The following is a 22100-nucleotide window of genomic DNA, read 5'->3' on the forward strand; positions in this document are numbered from 1 at the left end:
AATGAATATATATTGATAATAACATTTCACACCCTGAAAATACATTTCAAATTGTACTTTATATTTTTATATCATGATCTATATCAGCTCTTACTTTTTCTTATTATCTATAAACATTGTTATCTTTACAATATTTTTTGCAAGCACTATCATTAGATTAAATAAGTAATTAGAACTTATTAAAATGATTTTGGGAGGCAATGCCGCAAAAGTTACAGTATTGGGATCGATTTTGGTACAGCATCTGGTCGTGTATTTCTCGTAGATACCTCCAATGGAGAGATTATTTCTAGCTACATAGAAGCATACCCTCATGGTACAATTTCAGGTTCATTGAACGGTCATGACTTACCGCACAATTATTTTTTACAAAGCGCTGAAGATTATACAGATATATTAGAAAAAGGTGTTCAACACGTTTTATCAGAAAGTAAAATTAATCCATCAAATGTAATTGGTATGGGAATCGATTTCACGAGTTGTACTATCGTCTTTTTAGATGAATATTTCAAACCATTACATACACATGAATCATTAAAAGATGAACCACATGCTTATGTTAAGCTTTGGAAACACCATGGTGCTCAAGAAGAAGCGACATTTATGAAAAAAATAAATGACACACATAACGCAAATTGGTTAGACTTTTATGGTCATAGTGTTAATAGTGAATGGATGATTCCCAAAATATTAGAGGTTAAACACAAAGCGCCAGAAATTTTAGCGCAGAGTGCATATATTATGGAGGCTGGAGATTATATTGTTAGTCTATTAACCAATCGCAATATTCGTTCAAATTGTGGCATAGGGTTCAAAGGTTTTTACAACGAAAAAGATGGCTTTAATTATTCATTTTTTGAAGCGGTAGATAAAGACTTACCTTCGATTGTAAAAAATAAATGTGAGGCACCAGTGATAAATATTGGCGAAAGTGCGGGGACTTTAACTACTTATTACCAAAAATTATGGGGACTATCAGATAAAGTTCAAATTTCTCCTTATATTATAGATGCGCATTCAGGAGTACTCGGCGTTGGTGCAATCGAACAAGGCGAATTCACACCTGTTATAGGTACTAGCACTTGTCACCTCATGCTCGACACTAAGCAAGTTGCAATTCCTGCGATTACAGGATCAGTCAAAGATGCAATTATCCCTGGTTTATATGCTTATGAAGCCGATCAAGCTGCAGTTGGTGATTTATTTAGTTATTCAGCTAGTCAGGCGCCAGCGTACATTGTAAAACAAGCGGAAGAAGAAGGTATTACTGTATTAGAGCACTTAGAAAATTTGGCTTCTGAGATACCAATTCATCAACAGCACGTAACCATTTTAGATTGGCATAATGGTAATCGGAGTATATTAAGCAATAGTAATCTTACTGGTAGTATCTTTGGCTTAACGTTACAAACACCATTCGAAATGATTCATCGTGCTTATATGGAAGCAACGGCCTTTGGGACTAAGTTAATTATGCAACAATTTGAAGATAACCAAATACCGGTTAATACTGTTTATGCTGCTGGTGGTATACCTATTAAAAGCGAATTACTCGTAGATATATATACTAATGTCTTAAATAAAGAAGTCGTCGTTATGGATTCTTCCAATGCTACAGCATTAGGTGCAGCAATGTTAGGTGCAAATGTAGGCGGTGCTTATCAAACACTTGAAGATACAGTACATCATATGAAACAACCAGTCTATTATCGTTTACAGCCTGATCCAGAAAAGGTAAAACAATATGAAGCACTTTTTCAACGTTACAAAGCTTTGCATGATGTATTAGGAAAGCATTATCCAAATTTATCATATATTAATAACTAAAATTTATAAAAACCCAATTATGACAAAAAAACAGTTTAACAGTTTGACTTGTCATAATTGGGTTTATTTTAATTATTGCTCTCTATACATGTCGTCAATTTTAGTATATTGGTTTGCATATTTATGGCTCGGACCATATTTATTTGTCTTTCGTTCACTATCCAAGCAACTAACGACGAGCGCATAAATACCAAAACCTATATAGAATGCATATATTAATACGATGAAAATAACACTTGCCATATGATTGAAATCTGAATCTAGTATAGCTATTACTGTAAATATGATATATGAAAACACTGAAATGCCCAAATAAATAAGTGGTAGTAACATCGATCTACCTGTATCATGAAATCTTCTAATAAATATCGCCCAATTAGGTATTAAAGTAGCTAACCCATACACAGCTATATATATCACACTGATAATAAGAAAGATTACGCTTATCATAATGACCGTTTCAGATTGAGAAGCTGCAGCGCTAATTAGTGCAATCAAACCAATGATATATATAACAAACGCTGGTACTAGAAAAATCATATGCCATAAAACCATATACCAATATTCACTTCTGCGTGCACGGCCTTTGAAGTTAAAATAATTTCTCCAAAATAGTTTTAATGCTTCTCCAAATCCAATTTTTCTTTCCAAATTGCTCCCCCCGTTCCAAGTACATTTGATAAAATGTTCATTTAACTTTAATATAGTCATTGATACTTTAACTTATGCGTTTTTAATTTTTAGTAAACTTATAAGATTATTCTACCAAAATTCCCACATGCTTGTAACACAATTTTACAATTTAATAAAAAAATTTTAAAAACATTTAATTTCGAAAACTAATATATGGAGGATTAATAAATGGATTTTTTACAACGTGATACAGTCACTATCGCCAAAGATTTATTAGGTGTACGTGTCATTTTCGAAGATGATTTGCATACATTTACTGGATACATCGTTGAAACTGAAGCCTATGTTGGTGAAAAGGATCAAGCCGCTCACGGATTTAATGGCAAACGCACACCCAAAGTAGAATCATTATATAAACTTGGTGGCACTATTTATGCCCATGTGATGCATACGCATTTACTCATCAACTTTGTAACACAATTAGAAGGTGTACCTGAAGGTGTCCTGATACGTGCTGTTGAACCAGAAGAGAATATTGAAGCTATGCGTTCAAATAGAAACAAAGATGGCTTTGAATTAACAAATGGCCCAGGAAAATGGACTAAAGCATTTAATATACCAAGACATTTGGATGGTTCACGATTAAATGAAGGCAATCTAAAAATAGATACTAAAAATCGTAAACATCCCAAACACATTGAGGAAACACCGAGAATTGGCATTCCTAATAAAGGTGAATGGACGCATAAACCACTGCGCTTTATTGTTAAAGGTAATCCTTATGTTTCAAGAATTTCAAAACGTACTACTATACCACCACAAGATACATGGCGTTAATAAAAGGGAAACAGAGATTAAAATTTAATATAATCTCTGTTCCCCTAAAATATTATTAAATTATATACATTCATTTTGAATGCCTAGTTTGTGTTAGATCACTTTCACTTTCTAATAGTTAACCTAATTAAAGCACAAATTATTTAGAAAGTTTTTTGTCTTTATCAAGTAAACCAAATTGTATCGTAATAACAGTACAAATGACAAAGATTACAGGATAAAATGTGTATTTTAAAACTTCTATATAAGAAACATCTCCATATTGTTCAACCATTAACATACCACTATCGTGCGGTAGCACCATTAAGGCACAACATGCGAATATATCTAATAAGCTTGCCATTCGTTTAGGTGGCACCTTATATTCATCTCCAATTTCTTTAGCGATAGGCGCAGAAATTAAAATTGCTAAAGTATTATGTGATAAAGCAGCAGAAAGCACACCGGACATTAAACTAATCACATATTCTGCACTTTTTCGGCCTTTTGCTTTTTCTTTCATTGTTTTAATAATCCAATCAATACCACCATAATAGCGAATTAACGCCACAAGTCCAGAAACTAAAAACGCCACAAGAAAAATAAGGAACATGCTTTCCATACCTTCACCAATAGCTTTTGTAAACTGGAATATGCCCAAATCACCTTGAAGTAAACCAATGACACCTGCCATTATGATACCGATTATCAACACTAAAATAACATCTAGACCTGCGATTGCTGCTATAAGTACAAATAGATACGGTAGAATATTTATAAAATTAAAACTTAAGTCACCTTCCACCTTACCTGTTCCACCCACAACTGCATATATAACTGCAGTAATAAGTGCAGCAGGTAGCGCAATCAACACATTCATCTTAAATTTATCTTTCATCTTAGCACCAACGCCGTTTGTAGCTGCAATCGTCGTATCTGAAATAATGGATAGGTTATCACCAAAGTATGCACCTGCAATAACAGCGGCACCTGCTGCTGCGACACTTAAGTCAGCAGCTTGAGCTACAGCAACACCTACTGGAATAAAGGCAGCTTGTGCTCCCGTAGAAGTACCCAACGTTAGCGCAGCAAAACCGCTCATAATGAATATACCAGGTATGAGTAGACTTGGTGGGATGACATTCAGCCCCATATTCACCATCGCTGACTTACCGCCCATTTCTGATGTAACCGTAGAAAAGGCGCCTGCTAATAACAGTATCAAACCTAGATTAACAATACCTGAATTGCCTGCATGCGCTGTAAATATTTCTACTTTTTTAGAAAACTTTGTTTTTCTATCATAGCATGTCCAAGCAATAACGATGCCGATAAAAATAGCAACATGTCTAGGTAATTGATCAAACGCATCTTCTTTACCCATTATGGTAAAAGTGATGCCTACACCAATATATAATCCTAAAAATATGATTAACGGTAGAAGTGCTAAAACACCATATTGCTTATCACTTCTATTTAATTCCTGCATAACACTCCTCCTTTTAAACCTAGTAATTTTATATGGCTTATAGTATATCAAAAAAGAAGCAAACACAGAAATTTAAAATCTCGTCACAACTCACGCTAAAAATAAAATGTGAGCATTAGTCAAAATCAAATTGACTTGTGCTCACACAATGCTATTTAATAATTAATATTTCAAATTTAATTGATTTCAGCATTACCTGTATCTGTTTTAATATGAATGAGATTTGATCCATTTCCTACTTGCTTGTTTTTAAACAAGTGATTATTAATATCCAACTCTCCTACGTCACTTTCAAATTCTATCCGTGTATTATTAGGTTTTTTATCCGTATAATCCATTGCTATATCGCCCACATCCGTTTTCACTTTAATCGGCTTATCAGCTGGCATATCTTTGATATCAATTGATCCAGTATCAGCTTCAAATTCGCCTGAATTAAATTGAGTCATTGCCATATCCATATCTGCGACATCAACTTCAGCAATTAAACGGTCAAATTTAGCATGCGTGATATTTAATTTCCCGACATCTGCGTATAACTTAGCATAATCCGCTTTTATTTGATCAATCATAATCGAACCAGATTCAGTATTAACATTTAAATGGCTTAATGACTTAGGTAATGTGATTATGACATCATTATTTTTAAAGTCCATAAATGTAATATCGACATTGCTGTCTAATGGTTTATCTTTCACATATAACGTGCCGTTTTTTATAGTAGTATCCATATTTATTTTGTCGTTAGAACCTCGTGATTCAACTTTAAGTTGATCACCTTTTTTAAGTTTTAAATTACTATTGTTCAAATCTATATTGAGGTTTTTCACTTTATTTTCATCATATTCCTTATGATAATTCTCTGTGACTTCTTTCGACTTTTTACTTTCTATTTGAAATTGGTTTACGACACCAATGCCACAAACAATCGTTATAATTAATCCTATTACAAAAAGACTAATCAATGTTTTCTTCATGAAATCCCACTCCTTTTCACAACACTTATATTCCATTTGAGATACTTCACACAAATTAAATAAAATGCTTTAGAAATTAAATACGTAATCACAAATAACATTAATCCCATTCCAAACAATGCACCTACTGCATATACATCAAAAAGTAATACATTTTCAAATCCACTTAAAAGTCCTTTCACTAATAACAATATTGGACTTAAAACGAATGAAATTGTCGTTACAATTAATGAAATAACGATGCTTAAAACGAAAATAAACGGTACTAAAATTACAAAGAAATTTAATATACTTAAACCCATCACTGCAAAAATGGCATTCCCAACGTCGCCAAATTTTTTACTGTCAGCAGCTTTTTCTACAGCAGCTGTCGCATTCATTTCTTTAGCTAAAGTTTTAGGATCACCTAGTTCTTTTGAAATTTGTGCTTCTGTTTTACCTTCTTTTAATCCACTATAAAAATGTGTTTCATACTCATTTAAAATATCTTGACGTTCTGCATCAGAATCATGTCTCAAATGTTTATGCAATTGTTTTAAAAATTCATTTTTAGTCATTCCGTTCACTCTCCTTTATAAATACTTCTACAATATTCGAAAATGATCGCCATTCATGTAATAAGTCAACTAACCTGTCGTTACCTTGGTCAGTCACTTTATAATATTTCCTTGCTGGACCCTCTGAAGAAGGTTGGTAATATGTCGTGAGTTCTCCATTTTTCACTAATCTTCGTAGCAACGGATACACAGTTCCTTCTGCAATACTCATATGTCTCGAAATATTTTGAACGAGCGAGTAACCGTACTGGTCATCTCTTTTGATAATAAGCAGCACAATAAGCTCTAGCGCACCCTTTTTAAATTGACTATTCATATGTTACCTCCTATGTAAAACCAGTACTATACATTACACAGTAGCTGTCGAAAAGAATATAACACACACTACTATACATTGCAAGGTACTATGTTATAGATAATTAATGTATTTATTCTTCTAGCATCTTTGCGTATTAGACAAGGGAATGATTATCTGAAAATTACAAATAAAACAATCTCTATTTATTCTATTTAATATTTAATTCCAAACTAGATTTATACTATTTAAATATGTATAATAGATAGCATGGAGTTTTGTAAGCACTTTCTTTATTGTCATTTTGCACATGACTCCATCTATATAACAAGACACACAGGAGAGTTTCATTTGAAATTTAAGGGGGATTGAAAATGCTAGAGCTAGATGCAATTACTACTTTAGCAATCGCAAGTTTATTATACCTTTTAGGTATATATATTGTTAATCATATTTCAATATTAAGAAGACTTTGTATTCCTGCACCTGTTATCGGTGGTTTAATCTTCTCGATTTTAGTTGCAATATTACAATCTACAAATATCATAACAATCAAACTAGATTCTGAATTTATACAAAACTTCTTTATGCTTGCGTTCTTTACAACAATTGGATTAGGCGCTTCTTTAAAGTTATTACGTTTGGGTGGAAAAGTACTTATTTTATATTTTATATTTTGTGGTTTTCTTGCAGTCTTCCAAAACCTTATTAGTATTTCATTAGCAAAAGTATTAAACATACCACCATTATTAGGTTTAACCGCAGGTTCTATGTCTATGGAAGGTGGCCACGGTAATGCTGCCGCTTATGGTCAAACTATAAGCGACATGGGATTCGATTCTGCATTAACCGCAGCTTTAGCAGCAGCAACATTAGGTCTTGTAGCTGGTGGTTTACTAGGTGGCCCAGTAGTAAAATTTTTAATCACTAAATATAACTTAAAACCAGAACATGCAGAAGAAACTACGACAGACTATGGTAACGTAAAATCTAATGAATACTTACATAATCGCATGAACCCTACAACTATCTTTTTCTTACAATTTACGATTGTAACTATTTGTATGGCTATTGGTTCATATTTAGGAAATACATTCTCTGATTTAACAGGTATTAACATTCCTATATATGTTGGTGCAATGTTTGTTGCAGTAATTATTCGAAATATTTCTGAATATAATAATTTAAACCTTATTGATATGAAATTCGTGGATAAAATTAGCGACATATCACTAAGCCTATTCTTATCTATCGCTTTGATGAGTATACAACTTACAGAAATATATCAATTGGCTTTACCTTTAATTATTATCGTTTTAATACAAGTCGTGTTTATCGTGCTATTCTCTATATTTATCGTGTTCCGCGGTTTGGGAAAAAATTACGATGCTGCTGTAATGATTGGTGGCTTTATTGGTCACGGTCTTGGAGCAACCCCAAATGCTATGGCAAACCTAGATGTGATTACCAAAAAATTCGGTGCTTCACCAAAATCATATCTTGTCGTACCAATCATGGGCGCATTTTTAATTGATTTGCTTGGTGTCCCAATCGTTACTACATTTATCAATCTATTCTAATGATATAATTTGATTTTTAACATAAGAAAACCTGAGACATAATGTCTCAGGTTTTTATTTTTCTATAATCATTGCATATACGAAAATCGACACAGTAGTTAATGACCTAAGCTACAAAAATGATTTCCTTATGAGTTATTAATTAGAAATATCAATATTTCGCTGATCTATCCAAGATTGTAATCTAGGACCAAAGATCATTTTCGAACCTTTTAAATCATTTATTGTAGGCGCATTTAGCATCGTCATAATTTTTTTCATATGTTCAGTAAATTGTTCAGTATAGTTTAGCGTTTCAGTAATACCATATTGTTCAACTTGATTTAAAAATGGGCGCGACATACCAACCGCACTCGCCCCGAGCGCTAAACATTTCACTGCATCTAATGGAGAGCGCACGCCACCACTAGCAAGTATATCCATATCTTTTTGAAAAGAAGTACTTTCTAATAATGATTCTACTGTCGTTTGTCCCCACATACTTAAATAGTCCATATCCTTGTAGGCACGTCTTTCATTTTCAATATCTACAAAGTTCGTACCACCACGTCCACTCACATCTACATACCTAATGCCAATTTCATATAAGTTTTTGATTGTTTCTTTACTCATGCCAAATCCTACTTCTTTGACAATAACTGGGACATTTACCCGTTCCACAATTTGCGCAAGATTGTCCATCCATGTAGAAAAGGTTCTATTACCTTCAGGCATGACCAATTCTTGTGGTGCATTGACGTGTACTTGCAATGCTTGAGCATCTAGCAATTGTACTGATTCGACAGCTTTATCAACAGGTACATCTGCACCCACGTTACTAAATATAATCCCCTCTGGGTTTGTATCGCGCACGACTGTAAAAGATGATGCCATATTACTATTGCGTAACGCTGCATGTGTAGAACCAACTGCCATTGCAATACCGCTTTCACGAGCCACAATTGCCAATTTTTCATTAATTTGTTTCGTCCATTCACTGCCACCCGTCATCGCATTAATATAAAGTGGTTGGCTAAGTGTAAAGTCTTTTAGCGAATGCTCAAGATTAACATCACTTACATCTATACTCGGAATAGAATCATGTACAAATCGAATTTCATCAAAATCTGAGATTGTAGCATCCGTTTGTGCCATTGCAATCTCAACGTGTTCATTTTTTCTTTGTTCTCTTTTTAAATCACTCATTATTTACTCCAATCCTCAATAGTTATTTTACTCAAGTCAGTTTAAAACTGCATCATTAATTTAATACTATAATATTAAAACCATTTTTCTTTTTTAAAATAAATCACACAACCTATACTAATACATAGCATAAGTACTAAAACAAAATAATAACCATATTGCCATTTTAATTCTGGCATATTTATAAAATTCATACCATAAATACCTGTAATTAATGTCAATGGTAAAAATACAACTGACACCAAAGTGAGGACTTGCATAATCCGGTTCATTTTATATGAAGCATATGTTGTCAAATTATCTTTTATTTCGTTTGTCATTTCTTGGCATATTTTTAAAATATTTTGTTGTTTAATCATATGATCATCAATATGTTGAAGATAAAGTTTATCTTTGTCATCGAATAATAATTGATGACATTCTTTTAATTGATTAACTAATTCTGTCATTGGATAAATCACGCGCTTTAATTTAATTAGCTCAGAACGTATTTTAAATACATTATCCATCGCAAATTTCATAGAACCATTCATATTTTCACTGTCTTCGAAGTCATATACCTTATCTTCGATGGCATAAACGAATTCAAAATAACGATCCACTAAACAATCTAACACCAAGATAAATATATATGTTGGGAGAACATTACGTATTGTTTGCGTTTTGAAAGTAGTTTCTACCTTCTTTAAAATATCAAATGGCTGATGATGGTATGTAATAAGCAAACGGCTTTTTATAAAAATATTTAATGCTTTTGCACTAAAATTCTCGGTATCGACATCATGAACAACTATATACTGATATGTGTTATATGCTTTGTATTTAGCTCTCGGTGTCCCGTTTACTGTATCATCAATTTCAAGTTTATTAAAGTTAAAACGTGTTTTTAAAAATGTATTTTCAGCCTCAGTTGGTTGATTAAAATCACACCATATGAACTGCGCTGTTTCAGGAATGTCTTCTAAACAATTAACGCTTGCTAACGTATTTTCAGAAGATAAATATCTAATTGTTATAGCCATAGGTCACCCCTAGAATCATTTTCTTTATTTTATCATGAAATACTATTTGTGTATGTTATATACAATTTTTAGTAAACTTAAGTTAGCTTAAATAATATAAATATATCTATTTTAACAATTAATGTTTTAAAGGAGATGTAACAATGAAAAACCCTTTCACAATTTCCAACAATGTGACACCTGCTATGATTGATCATAACGGTCATGTACATGATGCGAATTATAATATGGTCTTCAGCGAAGCTATCAATCAATTTAATTATACACATGGTTTATCTTTAGAAGAACGCACCAAGTTAAATTACACATTATTCACTGTTGAAGAACAAACAGCCTATTTATCTGAACTAACTGAAGATGACACCTTTACCATTACAATTTACATCTATGATTATAATGAAAAAAGCTTACATTTCTTTTCCGTTATGACAGATCAAGATGGCAACAATATAGCAACAAATGAAGCAATGATGTTAGGAATTGATCGCACAATCAACAAAACAGCGCCATTCCCTCAGTCATTTGCTGATCAAATTAGCAATTATTATGATAACCAACAATTAATTGAATGGCCAAAACAATTAGGTCATAAAATCGGTATTTCAAGATAGGAGTGATAAATATGTCACAAGGATTAATCGACACAGTCAAAGTGCAACTTTATGATTTAAATGATGATATGAAAGCAGCACTTAGTGAACTCAATCAAAACAAACAGCTGGTCATTAATGGGCCTGATAGTCAATTGATTAAACGCGGCTTTGATATTAGTTACTACCAAGGTCAAAAACAAGCTATAGATACTATTACTTCATTAGTGGAACAAATTGATGTAGAAGAAACTTTTATACAGCGTTACACAACTTTTGTTCAAGAAGAAACACAACTATATGAAAAATATCTCTCGAAATTTAACAATATGGATATACCAACACAAGATTTCAACGACTTTATAGCACAATACTATAAGCTAAAAGGGACACAATCTATATTAAATGTCCTCGATACAACAATGAATGAACACCCTTAATTGGCCCAAATGTTTGAGCATATAAAAACAGAAGCAAGGCGATATCAACAAAATTATGTTTGGTGTCTGCCCCGCCTCTGTTTTTAATTTTTCGTAACCTTATCATCATTTTGAAAATTGGGTATATACTTCCACATTAACGTTTATCGTGAATTGTATTGACGATTTCTTTAACAACTTTATGCGATTCTCTAATAGGTAATAATGCGAATGCATTCACCATTTTTTTAAAAGTATACAATTGAACTGGCTGACGCATATCTTCTAACATATAAACCAATTTTTTCATATCTGGTAAGTAAATCTCTCTTCCGCCACCAAAAATATATATGGGTGGTAAACCAAATAATTCTCCATTAATTGGTGATAACCTACTATCGTTTAATGGAAGATTTCCAGACCATACTTTCATAATTTTTTGTAAACCTTCTATATTTATGATGACATCTTTATCGATTAAATCATCTGTAATATTTTCATTATCCAATTGAGCATCTAGCATCGGTGAAAACAAATACAATTTAGCTGGTAAAGGTTGATTATTTGATTTTAACTGTTGCACAAAACTCAACGCCAATGCGCCTCCAGTTCCATCTCCCATCACAATAATATCTTCATTACTACATTCTGTTAATAATTGTTGGTAAACTTTATGAATCGCAGCATAAGTATCATCAACATGATATTTAGGTGCTTTTGGATAAATTGGCAAAACAACTTCATTTAAAGTACTTAACGCAAGTTTATCCATAAATCTCCAGTGAAATGCGGAAGGTTGTAAAATATTATATCCACCGTGAATATATAATATTTTCTTTTGTTGACTGTGTCTAAAGCGAAATCTGAACACCTGCATATCATCCATCATTTGTTTTTCTAAGTCTGATTTTACATTTAAAGTTTCAGGTTGCTTGTGCTTTTTTTCATTCATCGTTAATCTCTTTTGTAAAAATTTTTCAAAGCTTTGTTGGTCATCAAATATAATTGAACGATGTGGTAATAAGTATTTATTAACAAATTTTGTTGTTAGTCTTGATTTCATTCATAATCATCCCTATCTTTTTTTGTAACAAATTTTAGAATTATAGAATTTTTGTTTCAATTCAGTATTTAAAATAAATTATATGATAAAATAAAAATAATGACATAAAAACGAAGTTATAATAGATATTGAAGTTTATAAGTATGACAATTCATACTAAAAATTAAATTATTCAACTTCAATGGTTAAAATGTAACAGTTATCACATATTATAACAAAATAAAAGTCATAAAATAACTAGATCCCCATCTAATGTAATGAAAGGAGTAAGTTATGACCGCAAACAATCATCAATTTAAGGATTTTGAACATACTTTAACGAGTGAAACAATGCAACGAGGCGCTCGTTATGGAAAAAAGAAAAAATCTTGGGTTAGCCTTATTATACAAATTATCGTTTTAATCCTAGTTGCTATTTCAGGCTATAGTATGTTTAAAGAACCTATATTCAATTTAGTTTTTGTAGATAAAACGGTTAATTTTAAAGAATTAACAAATTTTCAAGAAACTATCAATAACTTAACGAATTTAAATATCAACGTTGAAAGTATCGATAACTTACAAACAAGCATTGATCGCTTGATACTTGTATTTTATGTATTTTTTATCGCTTGTATATTAAGTTTAATCTTAACCCTTTTTACGCTGTTTTTTAACAAAACGATATTGAAAATAGTTAACATGTTTATTATAGCGATCATGCTTGCAATTACTTTCGGTTTTTCTGCATTGATTAAAAATATTGCAACAAGAATTGCCGATTCAATGAATCAGTATTATATCACTGTTGATTCAGCTCAAATATTAACAGAGTCAAATGCAATCCATAACGCTTTTATTTTATTAGGTTGTAGTATCGCTTTACTTTTAATTAGTTTATTTTTTAGAAATCGAAAACCTAGAATATAACTTCATTTAAACTTCACCAAAAAGCTGGTACATATACTATCGATTACAGCCGTAAATGAATGACTGAAAAAATTCATTTGCGGGCTTTTTTTATCTCCACTTAATCGATGCACCGATTAAACGGATTTTAGAACAAGCAATTTTTCAAAACTACAATTAATAGCATGCATATTATCTAATAAACTGGCGCATTTATAAAAACGATTTAGCTTTCACTTATAATGTACACAAAATTAACTTAGCACAAGTTTTTGTCTCAATCGCTTTAACTATATGAAAATATAAACTCAGACTTTATTAATTAAGAAAATAAGCGTCAATTTCTACGTAACTATTATAGAAATTGACGCTTATTTATTAGTCAGTGATGTTACTACACTGGTTTTTTACTTATTCTTCATTTGAAATATAATGTGACTTATCTTTTAAGAACAAACTCAAAATAAATGCCAAAGCACTTAATAAAGTAGCTATTAAGAAAGCACTATTTACACCGTTAATAGAAGCAAGCTTTTGCACAAATTCTAAAACTTGTGAAGTTGCCATTTGTTCTCCACCCATTGCTTGAGCCATTTCTTGTAAACGGTCTTTAATAAATGGATTTGTTTTATCTAAATCTTGAGTATATGAAGCGATATGTTGTGTTGTTTGTGTAGACATTACTGTAACTAGCAAGGCCGTACCAATTGAACCTGCCAATTGTCTCAATGTATTAGATAAAGCATTGCCATGTGCTATGAGTCGTTGTGGCAACGCGTTCATACCAGCAGTCATTATTGGCATCATGATAAAACTCATACCAAATGAACGAATGATATAAATAACCATTAAGTGACCATACGTTGTATTCATGTTTAATTTTGTTAATTCCCACGTAGCATAGGTCATAATTGCTGTCCCTACTAAAGCTAGTGGTTTAATACCAATCGTATCTAATAATTTTCCTGCGATTGGACCCATGACACCCATTATTAAAGCACCAGGTAATAATAATAAACCTGATTGTACTGGTGTAAAGCCTCTTAAGTCTTGTAAATAAAGTGGTAATAAAATCATGCCACCAAATAAACTCATCGTTACAATCATGTTAATAACAGTTGTTAATGTAAAACCTGAGTATTTTAAAACTTCCATGCTTAGCATTGGCACACGCATTGTAAGCTCTCTAATTACAAAAGCAGTAATAAAAATGACACCAAGGATAAGAGATACTACAACAATTGGAGAACTCCAACTATTATTTCCTGCTTCACTGAAGCCATATAATAACGCACCAAAACCTATTGTACTAAATATGATACCTGGAATATCTGCTTTAGGATTTGTAGTAACTTGATAAACTCTGAACCATATATAGGCGATTGCTAATGAAATAAGCCCTATGATGAACATACCATAGAACATCACGTTCCAATGATAGTTTTCTACAATATAACCTGACAATGTCGGACCTATAGCGGGTGCTAAAATCATTGCTATACCGAGTGTGCCCATTGCTGCGCCACGTTTTTCAGGCGGGAATATAGTCATAAATACATTTGTACCAAGTGGCATTAAGATACCTGCACCAATTGCTTGTAGTACACGGCCTACCATCATTATTGTAAATGAACCTGACATACCACAGACTAAAGAGCCGATTGTGAACAATGCCATCGCTATTAAGAATAATTTACGATACGAATATTTATTAAATAAATAAGCACTGATTGGTATCAGAATACCATTCACAAGCATAAATCCTGTCATAAGCCACTGGCCTGTATTTGCAGAAATATTAAAATCAGTGTTTATTTTAGGCAATGCAACATTTAATAACGTTTGATTCAAAATAGCTATAAACATACCAAAAATCATCGCTATTAAAACTTTGCCTTGAGAAGTGCCTTTTCCAAACATAAATGAACTATGTTTAGCTTTCAGCTTTTCATTTACTTGTGCTTCTTCAGAATTCGGATTGATTTGTTCATGATCCGAATCATGTTGTGTTGATGATTCAGAAGCGTCACTATTAGTGTGACTTGCTTTCTCTGCTTTTTCTTCTATAGTTTCACCTTTGTTTTGCTCTTGATTTTTTGTTGTTGTATTATCGTCTTTAACTTTAAATTTAGATTGATAACTTTCGTTAGAAGCAATGTTTTCATACTTAGATTGTTCCATTTTTTGGGTAGATTTTTGCTTATTTCTTTTCACGATAAAGAAATTAAGTCCACCAACAAGAATGAGCGCTATGACTACGTAAACAATAATGAAGGTCATTGTCATTTTAAGACCTCCTTAATTTTTATGAATTTTTACTTCAGCGTTCATTCCTGGAACAACATTTTTAGATGGTTTTGAATCTAGTGAAATTTTCACTGGTACCACTTGTGATACTTTTGTATAGTTTCCATCACTATTTGATGAAGTCATCATTGAAAAGCTTGAAGCAGTTGCTTTACCTACTTCTTCTACTTTACCTTTTAATTCAGCGTCTTCACCATCTAATTTAATATTTACATCTTTACCTTCTTCAACGTCTGCAATATCTTTTTCATCCACATTAGCAGTTATATAAGAATCATCTAAATTATAAGCGTAAGCAATTGGTGTGCCAGCTTGAGCCATTGAACCTTCCATGCCATCAACTTTTACAATTGTGCCATCTTTAGGCATTTTAATACTCATATCTTGAGATTGACCACCTTCACCTTTAGCAGCAACCTCTGCAACTTTATCACCTTTGCTTAATTTTTCATTATTTTTAACATCAAGTGACTTGATTTCGCCAGAAGCTGGAGCTGACACTTTAATTTGTTCTCCATCCACTTTAGCATTTTCTGTACTTACAAAAGATGTTGCTTGATTATAAAAATGGAATCCTACGACACCAATAATAACAAGTACAACAATGGTAATGACATTGATTAATACCATTTTCTTCATGATACTTTCCTCCTATTTGCATTTAAAATTCACCTTGTATATTATAAAGAGATGAAATTTAAAAGTATACCGACACTTAAATAAAATGTGTTGGGTACATTATTTATGTTTTATGAAGGATTTATTATGAAACAAAATGCAAAACGCAAAATCATCCGTAATATGATTGCATTACTCGAGGTACATCCATTTGAAAATATAACTATCAAAATGTTATGCGCATATAGTGGTATAAATAGGACCACGTTTTATGATTACTTCGTAGATAAATATGACCTTTTAGCCACAATACAATCACACCATATTCAAAAATATAAAACACTATTAGAAAATTTATATAAAAGTTCAGAAGAAATTGCAGATGATCACTCTAAGTTATATCAGTTTTTCAAAATCATTTTACGTTATATTAAACGTCATTATGGTTATTTCCATGCTATTTTAGTCACATATCCCAATCGTGATTTATTTTTTGAGTATATGCATGCAACGCGGGATACTTATATTAAAATTTTGGACGAATATACCAATGTATTAAACAAAAAACAGTTTGTAATATACGCACTAGGTGGTCAAATGGGCCTTGTTTATACTTGGATTAAAGAAGGCTGTAATCAATCTGTTAAAGATTTAGCTCAAATTTTATTAGCTAATACAATTAAGTTGAATCGCTAACTAATTTCTTAATAAATCATCTAATTAAAAAGACTACTAAATTTCTACAAAAAAATAGAAATTTAGCAGTCTAATTTATTTAAATGAATATATTGTCACACCTTCTTCACTGGGGGCTAAAGTTGAATTAACTTTAAGTATTTGGGCTGAAGCTCATGCATCAGCTACTGTCAATGTAGCACCAAGATTTTACGCATATGCGCTTATGCTCGTTTCCTCGTTCTAAACACAAAGTAACTCATCACTTGTAGCAATATTAATAACAGACCCGCGATTATGATAATTGTGACATAAGGCACATAATTTCCTTCTCCCATTAAACCTACGAGCGGTGAGACCACCCCTCCTAATAAGTATTGCACAAGTCCAAGCAAACTCGATGCACTCCCATTACCTCCAGTACGTTCATCCATCGCAATAGAAAAACCAAGTGTTGCTACACCAGTAACTGGTGCAACAAGAATGATAAAACCTAAGAATAAAATCCATATTGAAAAATGGTTTAATAAAGTAATCGTTACACTTAAAATTCCTACTAATTGAATCAATGTCAAAATTCGTAATAATGTTTGTCGATTGATATAATCAACGAACTTACCAGTCAATTGACTTGAAACAATAAGACTAATGCCAATAACTGCAAACATAATACTAAATTGTTGTGGAGACATGCCATATATATGTTGCGTAATGAATGGAGAAGCTGAAATATAACTAAACAAAATAATAAATGTAACACCTTGAATCAACATTGGTAATACAAAACGTGGCGTTACTAATAATTGTTTAAAATTCTTAAATATAATTGCTATATGAGGACTATCCCTTTGTTCTATAGTTAATGATTCTGGTACTTTAAACATAGTTCCCAAAAACATAAGTATCCCAAATAAAGTTAGTATGACAAAAACCATATGCCAAGTGGAAAATGATAAGATCACGCCACCTAAAGCAGGTGCTAACACAGGCGCCACACCATTGACTAACATAAGTAAAGCTAAAAATTTTGTTAATTGTTTGCCACTGTATAAATCGCTTGAAATCGCTCTAGAAATAACTGCACCTGCGCCTCCACAAAAACCTTGTACAAACCTTAAAATGATCATCCACCATATATTGTCTACAAAAATAATACCTAAACTTGCTAATGTAAATAACAACATCGCAATCATTAGGGGTTGTTTACGCCCTATTGAATCAGAAAAAGGACCCGTAAATAAATTCCCAACGGCTAAACCAATCATAAATAAAGATAAAGTTAATTGTGAAGTTGAAGTTGTTGTATTAAAATCAGACTGAATTTGAGGTAAACCAGGTAAAAACATATCAATCGATAAGGCACCAATCGCAGTTAGCGCACCTAGAATTACAATAAAAATAATTGATTGCTTTTGTTGTTGATTATCTACCATTTTATAACTCCTTCAAAAATTACTTAAAATATCCAATTCGTCGATATCGACACTTGTTAATGTATTGCTAACTAACTTATTACAAATTACTAATTAATAAGCATTATTACTATTATAGCTTTAGCTCAAAAACAAAGAAAGTGTCAATTTCTATTAACTATTATAGAAATTGACACCTATTCATGAGTCAGCGTTGGCTTATTTTCAGATTACTCTGCTTATCCACTACTACATATATTATAGTGCTAATAGCAAACATACCTTTACATTACTCTTCCGAATATTTCACAACTTTAAGGTTACTGGCATCATCATCGCCTTCAAGTTGGTAATTCACTTCACCATATTGTCCGTTTTCTTTGACAGTCTGAGCAGTAATATAATATGTTTCGCCCTGTCTCACAATTTCAGTAATTTGTGGCTGAGGTAAATAAAAAATAGCATTTTCTTTCACATTATTTTTTATAGATTTATAGTTATTGGTATTTTTTTTCAAATAAGATGAAACTAAATTAAAGTTACTTTGACTGTGTGCATTATTCATTGCAGCCGTATAATTACCGAAAAAACGAACCACCTTATTTCTAAAGCTATTTTCTTCTTTTTCTTTTTTATCTACATAGTCTTGAATTTCATCACTATCAAAGTTTAATGTTACATATGTTTTATCTTTCAAGTTATCCGTTTTAACAGTCGTTTCGGCTGATTTAAATGTCTTTTTCTTCGCTTCTCCTTCAGCAGAAACTGTTAATTCTTGTGTTTTAGGATATGGCCCTATTTCTTTATTATTCGTATAGTCATATGTTTTATCATTCACTTTCACTTTAACAGTATCTTTATCTATTTCTGATGCACCTTTCAAATCTAAAACGATATAAGCTTCATTAAAATCTTCAGATACATCAACTGTCTCATGATTACTATTATTAAAATTAAATTTGAGTTCACCGCTAAACTGTCCGTTAGCCATCTCTTTTTTAGATTCTATGACATAATCACCTGGTATAAATTCACCGATTACTGTCGTCTTATTCTTTTGTGCATTTACTGTTCTTTGTTTATCATTTGCTTTGAATTTGTAAGTTGTATCGTACTTAGGCTTTACAATCGCTTCTTTTGTAGGGGCTGTAAAACTCATATTATCAAATATTAAGTAACGTCGCCCATTTTTACTGATACGCAAAACTTTTTCACCATTTTTGGCTGTTACAAAGTCTTCCTCACTCGTCTCATTATTATTTAAAGAAGCTATTTTTTGTTTAATATCTTTTGTATATTGTTTCATGCCAACTTCTTTTTTTATATATTTAATATAAGCTTTAGCCTCATTTTCATCCACACTATTATTTTGTGTGCTTAATAAGGTTGATAATTTTTGAGTATCATTATTATCTACAGCATTAATTAATATTTCCGATTGTGCTTCCGGAGAATTAAAATTTTTCAATAAGATAAATATAATCACCAGTAGAATAATGATAAAAGCTGCAATACCCCAGGGAATAATTTTCCTTGCTTTGTTATTAACAGTTTTTTTGTTTTCTTTTGAAGTTCGAGTCATTTTTTCGTTACTTGTCGACTCTATACGATAGCCACAATGACTACATCTTCGTTGTCCTATCCTTATATTTCCCCCACATTTAGGGCACTTTTGCATTTTATCACCACGCTCAGTCCTTATTTTTTACATTATTCCGTTATTTTAACATAATATATTTATAAACTATATGGCTTTATCAAGCCATTTCCACCAATTTTTTGTAATGTTTTAATTAAGTGAAATTTATTTTTACGCTACCTTATTTCTATTATATGTATATAAATCAGTAAAAGATATACATCATTAGTCCAATGTCTTCTTATATCTTCTATGATTTTTTCTTTCATCTTATATAGCTTAAGCTTTTAATTATGCACTTCAAATGAATCATTTTAACTTGGGTACGTCATTCCGGTTGTTGAAGCATGATTTTAATTAAATGTATTTAGCTTTGCTTTTAAATACTTTCATTGCTTATACTATTAAATACTGTGCTTCAAATTGAAATTTTTTAATCTTTGGTCAATAATTTCTAAAACATAACGTGCTTGTTCGATTTGTTCATCAGACAAGTCGTGTAAAATATCACTGACAATCGTATTGATAATTTCCTTACTTTGTTTATTAAATTGTTTGCCTCTTTCTGTTAATTTAATATATTTTAATCTTTGATCTGTATTTTCTTCTGCTTTCTCCCATTGAACTACTTCTGCTTGTATTAATTTTTTGATTCTCCGGCTAACGGCAGCTTTATTTACGCCTTGTCTTTCAGTTATTTCAGTTAGCGTCATGGTTTTTTCGTTTTCTAACATTAATATAACATTGGCCTGCTCTTTTGATACGTTATAGTCTTCTCTTAATTCTTTTAACAATTTAGCTAACAAAGTATTCACATCATTTATAAATTCACCCATAAAATCAATATGACTACTTAAATTTTTAACCATAACTTCTCGCACCTCTACTATTCTAGCTCACATAAGTAAACGTTATTTTTTTATATTATGTTAATAATATCAATATTCGAGATGGTATAAAAGCAGAAATTTGTATTCACTGCGTTTTTAATTGTTAAATCTAGCAAAATTACAAAATACAATACCATTAAAATTTGATTAATTTTAATAATTGCTCTACATTTAAAATATTATAAACTTTCGGGGTGAACCATGTATACGTTGTCTTTAATTATAAGTTTAATTATTTTATGTGGTTTTATTGCTATGATTAAAAATTTCAAATTCACTACTAATTTAACTTTTTTTGTAATTCAAATTATTTTAGGTTACTTTGTAATCATCTTACATGTAGGTAAGTTATCTTTGCCTATGCCACTCATATTCACTATGTTTGTTGGCGTGTTGTTAATACACATCAAACATCATCATTTATTTAAACATAGATTAAGCGCACTTTTTTTGCGCCGTTTGTATGCTATTGCATATAGAGTATTACTGTTTATGATTGCTTGTGCTTATATTAGTCTAATACCTGTAGGTATCAATGTGATTTTTTATTGGTTAGCTGCTATTGCATTTAGTGCATGTTTCACCTTCATTTGTTATGCGCTTTGCACATCTGCATTTTCAAATGTTACATACAAAGAAGACTTTGATGTCATATTGGTATTAGGCGCAGGTATTTTTACTGATCAAGTAACACCTATGCTAGCTAAAAGATTAAACAAAGCTATAGCATTACACCATTTAAATCCAAATGCTCGACTCATTGTAAGTGGTGGACAAGGTCCTGACGAACCAATTTCAGAGGCCTTGGCTATGTATCGATACTTAGTCCAAAGAAATATTAATCCTTCAATGATAGTACTTGAAGACCAGTCTACGAGCACTTTAGAAAACCTTAAATATACAAAAGTGCTCATTCAACAATTATATAGATATGAACCAAGTATCCTATGTGTCACAAGTCAATTTCATATTATGCGCGCTTTAAGGTTTGGACAAAAATTAAACCTCAACTTAAAAGGTGTCGGCAGTCATACACCTTATCATTTCTTTGAAATTGCATTAATTAGGGATTTTTTAGCAATCATGTACCAATATAAGCTTTTACTAACTTGTTACTTTGTAGTGTTATTTTGGGCAAGTATGATGGCGTTGTGGCATATTCCATCCATTTAAAGCCACTATACACAAAATAATTTGTGCATCCTATTTACAATAGAA

The 22100-nt window shown here is 31.6% G+C and carries 21 protein-coding genes; 8 read left to right on the forward strand and 13 right to left on the reverse strand.

The window, feature by feature from the left end; genetic code table 11:
* Positions 1 to 219: 219 nt before the first annotated feature.
* Entirely contained in the window at positions 220 to 1827 is a 1608-nt protein-coding gene (locus CD032_RS01710) for a ribulokinase (RefSeq protein ID WP_026034778.1), read from the forward strand.
* Between the two features lie 72 nt (positions 1828 to 1899).
* On the opposite strand, the gene CD032_RS01715 is transcribed toward CD032_RS01710, so the two are convergent.
* Positions 1900 to 2478, reverse strand: coding sequence for a DUF805 domain-containing protein (locus CD032_RS01715; protein ID WP_019468885.1), 579 nt, complete (start codon positions 2476 to 2478; stop codon positions 1900 to 1902).
* A gap of 210 nt (positions 2479 to 2688) precedes the next feature.
* On the opposite strand from CD032_RS01715, the gene CD032_RS01720 reads away from it, so the two are divergent.
* Positions 2689 to 3297, forward strand: coding sequence for a DNA-3-methyladenine glycosylase (locus CD032_RS01720; RefSeq protein WP_019468884.1), 609 nt, complete (start codon positions 2689 to 2691; stop codon positions 3295 to 3297).
* A gap of 139 nt (positions 3298 to 3436) precedes the next feature.
* Here the strand turns inward: CD032_RS01720 and CD032_RS01725 are convergent, their stop codons facing one another.
* The 4 genes from CD032_RS01725 to CD032_RS01740 all read right to left on the reverse strand — a co-directional run bounded on the left by CD032_RS01725 (position 3437) and on the right by CD032_RS01740 (position 6615).
* Positions 3437 to 4765 (reverse strand): Na+/H+ antiporter NhaC family protein, encoded by a 1329-nt coding sequence (locus tag CD032_RS01725; protein ID WP_019468883.1) that lies wholly within the window; start codon positions 4763 to 4765, stop codon positions 3437 to 3439.
* A gap of 176 nt (positions 4766 to 4941) precedes the next feature.
* Positions 4942 to 5742 carry a DUF4097 family beta strand repeat-containing protein gene (locus CD032_RS01730; RefSeq protein WP_019468882.1) on the reverse strand — a complete coding sequence of 267 codons (801 nt, stop codon included), beginning with the start codon at positions 5740 to 5742 and terminating at the stop codon, positions 4942 to 4944.
* Positions 5739 to 6299, reverse strand: coding sequence for a DUF1700 domain-containing protein (locus tag CD032_RS01735; protein ID WP_019468881.1), 561 nt, complete (start codon positions 6297 to 6299; stop codon positions 5739 to 5741). The genes CD032_RS01730 and CD032_RS01735 overlap by 4 nt, the downstream gene beginning before the upstream one ends.
* Positions 6292 to 6615: a PadR family transcriptional regulator gene (locus CD032_RS01740; RefSeq protein WP_019468880.1), complete on the reverse strand. Its 324-nt coding sequence runs from the start codon at positions 6613 to 6615 to the stop codon at positions 6292 to 6294. Before CD032_RS01740 ends, CD032_RS01735 begins: the two co-directional genes overlap by 8 nt.
* 353 nt (positions 6616 to 6968) lie before the next feature.
* Between CD032_RS01740 and gltS the strand changes: the two genes are divergently transcribed.
* Complete coding sequence (gltS, locus tag CD032_RS01745) at positions 6969 to 8174, forward strand: sodium/glutamate symporter (RefSeq protein WP_064264484.1); 1206 nt, start codon at positions 6969 to 6971, stop codon at positions 8172 to 8174.
* A 138-nt stretch (positions 8175 to 8312) separates the two neighbouring features.
* On the opposite strand, the gene fni is transcribed toward gltS, so the two are convergent.
* Positions 8313 to 9359, reverse strand: coding sequence for a type 2 isopentenyl-diphosphate Delta-isomerase (gene fni / locus CD032_RS01750; RefSeq protein ID WP_019468878.1), 1047 nt, complete (start codon positions 9357 to 9359; stop codon positions 8313 to 8315).
* Positions 9360 to 9433: 74 nt separating this feature from the next.
* Positions 9434 to 10381 carry a magnesium/cobalt transporter CorA gene (gene corA, locus CD032_RS01755; RefSeq protein WP_103211130.1) on the reverse strand — a complete coding sequence of 316 codons (948 nt, stop codon included), beginning with the start codon at positions 10379 to 10381 and terminating at the stop codon, positions 9434 to 9436.
* Positions 10382 to 10524: 143 nt separating this feature from the next.
* Between corA and CD032_RS01760 the strand changes: the two genes are divergently transcribed.
* Together CD032_RS01760 and CD032_RS01765 are read left to right on the forward strand one after the other, a co-directional pair.
* Positions 10525 to 10992 carry a thioesterase family protein gene (locus CD032_RS01760; RefSeq protein WP_019468876.1) on the forward strand — a complete coding sequence of 156 codons (468 nt, stop codon included), beginning with the start codon at positions 10525 to 10527 and terminating at the stop codon, positions 10990 to 10992.
* Positions 10993 to 11003: 11 nt separating this feature from the next.
* Positions 11004 to 11411, forward strand: a complete 408-nt coding sequence (locus CD032_RS01765) for a hypothetical protein (RefSeq protein ID WP_019468875.1) — start codon at positions 11004 to 11006, stop codon at positions 11409 to 11411.
* Between the two features lie 136 nt (positions 11412 to 11547).
* Here the strand turns inward: CD032_RS01765 and CD032_RS01770 are convergent, their stop codons facing one another.
* Entirely contained in the window at positions 11548 to 12453 is a 906-nt protein-coding gene (locus CD032_RS01770; protein ID WP_019468874.1) for an alpha/beta hydrolase fold domain-containing protein, read from the reverse strand.
* A 273-nt stretch (positions 12454 to 12726) separates the two neighbouring features.
* Between CD032_RS01770 and CD032_RS01775 the strand changes: the two genes are divergently transcribed.
* Entirely contained in the window at positions 12727 to 13362 is a 636-nt protein-coding gene (locus tag CD032_RS01775; RefSeq protein ID WP_019468873.1) for a hypothetical protein, read from the forward strand.
* A 390-nt stretch (positions 13363 to 13752) separates the two neighbouring features.
* On the opposite strand, the gene CD032_RS01780 is transcribed toward CD032_RS01775, so the two are convergent.
* Entirely contained in the window at positions 13753 to 15627 is a 1875-nt protein-coding gene (locus tag CD032_RS01780; RefSeq protein WP_103211131.1) for a DHA2 family efflux MFS transporter permease subunit, read from the reverse strand.
* Between the two features lie 12 nt (positions 15628 to 15639).
* Complete coding sequence (locus CD032_RS01785; RefSeq protein WP_103211132.1) at positions 15640 to 16287, reverse strand: HlyD family secretion protein; 648 nt, start codon at positions 16285 to 16287, stop codon at positions 15640 to 15642.
* A 126-nt stretch (positions 16288 to 16413) separates the two neighbouring features.
* Here CD032_RS01785 and CD032_RS01790 point away from each other — a divergent pair, with 126 nt between their 5' ends.
* Positions 16414 to 16962, forward strand: coding sequence for a TetR/AcrR family transcriptional regulator (locus CD032_RS01790; RefSeq protein WP_019468870.1), 549 nt, complete (start codon positions 16414 to 16416; stop codon positions 16960 to 16962).
* Positions 16963 to 17165: 203 nt separating this feature from the next.
* Here the strand turns inward: CD032_RS01790 and tcaB are convergent, their stop codons facing one another.
* The 3 genes from tcaB to tcaR all read right to left on the reverse strand — a co-directional run bounded on the left by tcaB (position 17166) and on the right by tcaR (position 20861).
* Complete coding sequence (gene tcaB / locus CD032_RS01795; protein ID WP_019468869.1) at positions 17166 to 18374, reverse strand: putative multidrug effflux MFS transporter TcaB; 1209 nt, start codon at positions 18372 to 18374, stop codon at positions 17166 to 17168.
* A gap of 268 nt (positions 18375 to 18642) precedes the next feature.
* On the reverse strand, positions 18643 to 20031 hold the full coding sequence (tcaA, locus tag CD032_RS01800; RefSeq protein WP_026034777.1) for a membrane-associated protein TcaA: 1389 nt from the start codon (positions 20029 to 20031) through the stop codon (positions 18643 to 18645).
* A gap of 365 nt (positions 20032 to 20396) precedes the next feature.
* Positions 20397 to 20861: a MarR family transcriptional regulator TcaR gene (gene tcaR, locus CD032_RS01805; protein WP_019468867.1), complete on the reverse strand. Its 465-nt coding sequence runs from the start codon at positions 20859 to 20861 to the stop codon at positions 20397 to 20399.
* Between the two features lie 222 nt (positions 20862 to 21083).
* Here tcaR and CD032_RS01810 point away from each other — a divergent pair, with 222 nt between their 5' ends.
* Entirely contained in the window at positions 21084 to 22055 is a 972-nt protein-coding gene (locus CD032_RS01810; protein WP_019468866.1) for a YdcF family protein, read from the forward strand.
* Positions 22056 to 22100: the final 45 nt, after the last annotated feature.

The organism is Staphylococcus cohnii subsp. cohnii (assembly GCF_002902365.1).
GTDB lineage: Bacteria > Bacillota > Bacilli > Staphylococcales > Staphylococcaceae > Staphylococcus > Staphylococcus cohnii.

Coding starts and splice junctions, on each gene's coding strand:
- tcaB (WP_019468869.1), bottom strand. CDS start 18,374: ATGGTAGATAATCAACAACAAAAGCAATCAATTATTTTTATTGTAATT.
- fni (WP_019468878.1), bottom strand. CDS start 9,359: ATGAGTGATTTAAAAAGAGAACAAAGAAAAAATGAACACGTTGAGATT.
- CD032_RS01725 (WP_019468883.1), bottom strand. CDS start 4,765: ATGCAGGAATTAAATAGAAGTGATAAGCAATATGGTGTTTTAGCACTT.
- CD032_RS01720 (WP_019468884.1), top strand. CDS start 2,689: ATGGATTTTTTACAACGTGATACAGTCACTATCGCCAAAGATTTATTA.
- CD032_RS01760 (WP_019468876.1), top strand. CDS start 10,525: ATGAAAAACCCTTTCACAATTTCCAACAATGTGACACCTGCTATGATT.
- CD032_RS01775 (WP_019468873.1), top strand. CDS start 12,727: ATGACCGCAAACAATCATCAATTTAAGGATTTTGAACATACTTTAACG.
- gltS (WP_064264484.1), top strand. CDS start 6,969: ATGCTAGAGCTAGATGCAATTACTACTTTAGCAATCGCAAGTTTATTA.
- CD032_RS01735 (WP_019468881.1), bottom strand. CDS start 6,299: ATGACTAAAAATGAATTTTTAAAACAATTGCATAAACATTTGAGACAT.
- CD032_RS01770 (WP_019468874.1), bottom strand. CDS start 12,453: ATGAAATCAAGACTAACAACAAAATTTGTTAATAAATACTTATTACCA.
- CD032_RS01785 (WP_103211132.1), bottom strand. CDS start 16,287: ATGAAGAAAATGGTATTAATCAATGTCATTACCATTGTTGTACTTGTT.
- CD032_RS01740 (WP_019468880.1), bottom strand. CDS start 6,615: ATGAATAGTCAATTTAAAAAGGGTGCGCTAGAGCTTATTGTGCTGCTT.
- tcaA (WP_026034777.1), bottom strand. CDS start 20,031: ATGCAAAAGTGCCCTAAATGTGGGGGAAATATAAGGATAGGACAACGA.
- CD032_RS01730 (WP_019468882.1), bottom strand. CDS start 5,742: ATGAAGAAAACATTGATTAGTCTTTTTGTAATAGGATTAATTATAACG.
- corA (WP_103211130.1), bottom strand. CDS start 10,381: ATGGCTATAACAATTAGATATTTATCTTCTGAAAATACGTTAGCAAGC.
- tcaR (WP_019468867.1), bottom strand. CDS start 20,861: ATGGTTAAAAATTTAAGTAGTCATATTGATTTTATGGGTGAATTTATA.
- CD032_RS01790 (WP_019468870.1), top strand. CDS start 16,414: ATGAAACAAAATGCAAAACGCAAAATCATCCGTAATATGATTGCATTA.
- CD032_RS01780 (WP_103211131.1), bottom strand. CDS start 15,627: ATGACAATGACCTTCATTATTGTTTACGTAGTCATAGCGCTCATTCTT.
- CD032_RS01765 (WP_019468875.1), top strand. CDS start 11,004: ATGTCACAAGGATTAATCGACACAGTCAAAGTGCAACTTTATGATTTA.
- CD032_RS01810 (WP_019468866.1), top strand. CDS start 21,084: ATGTATACGTTGTCTTTAATTATAAGTTTAATTATTTTATGTGGTTTT.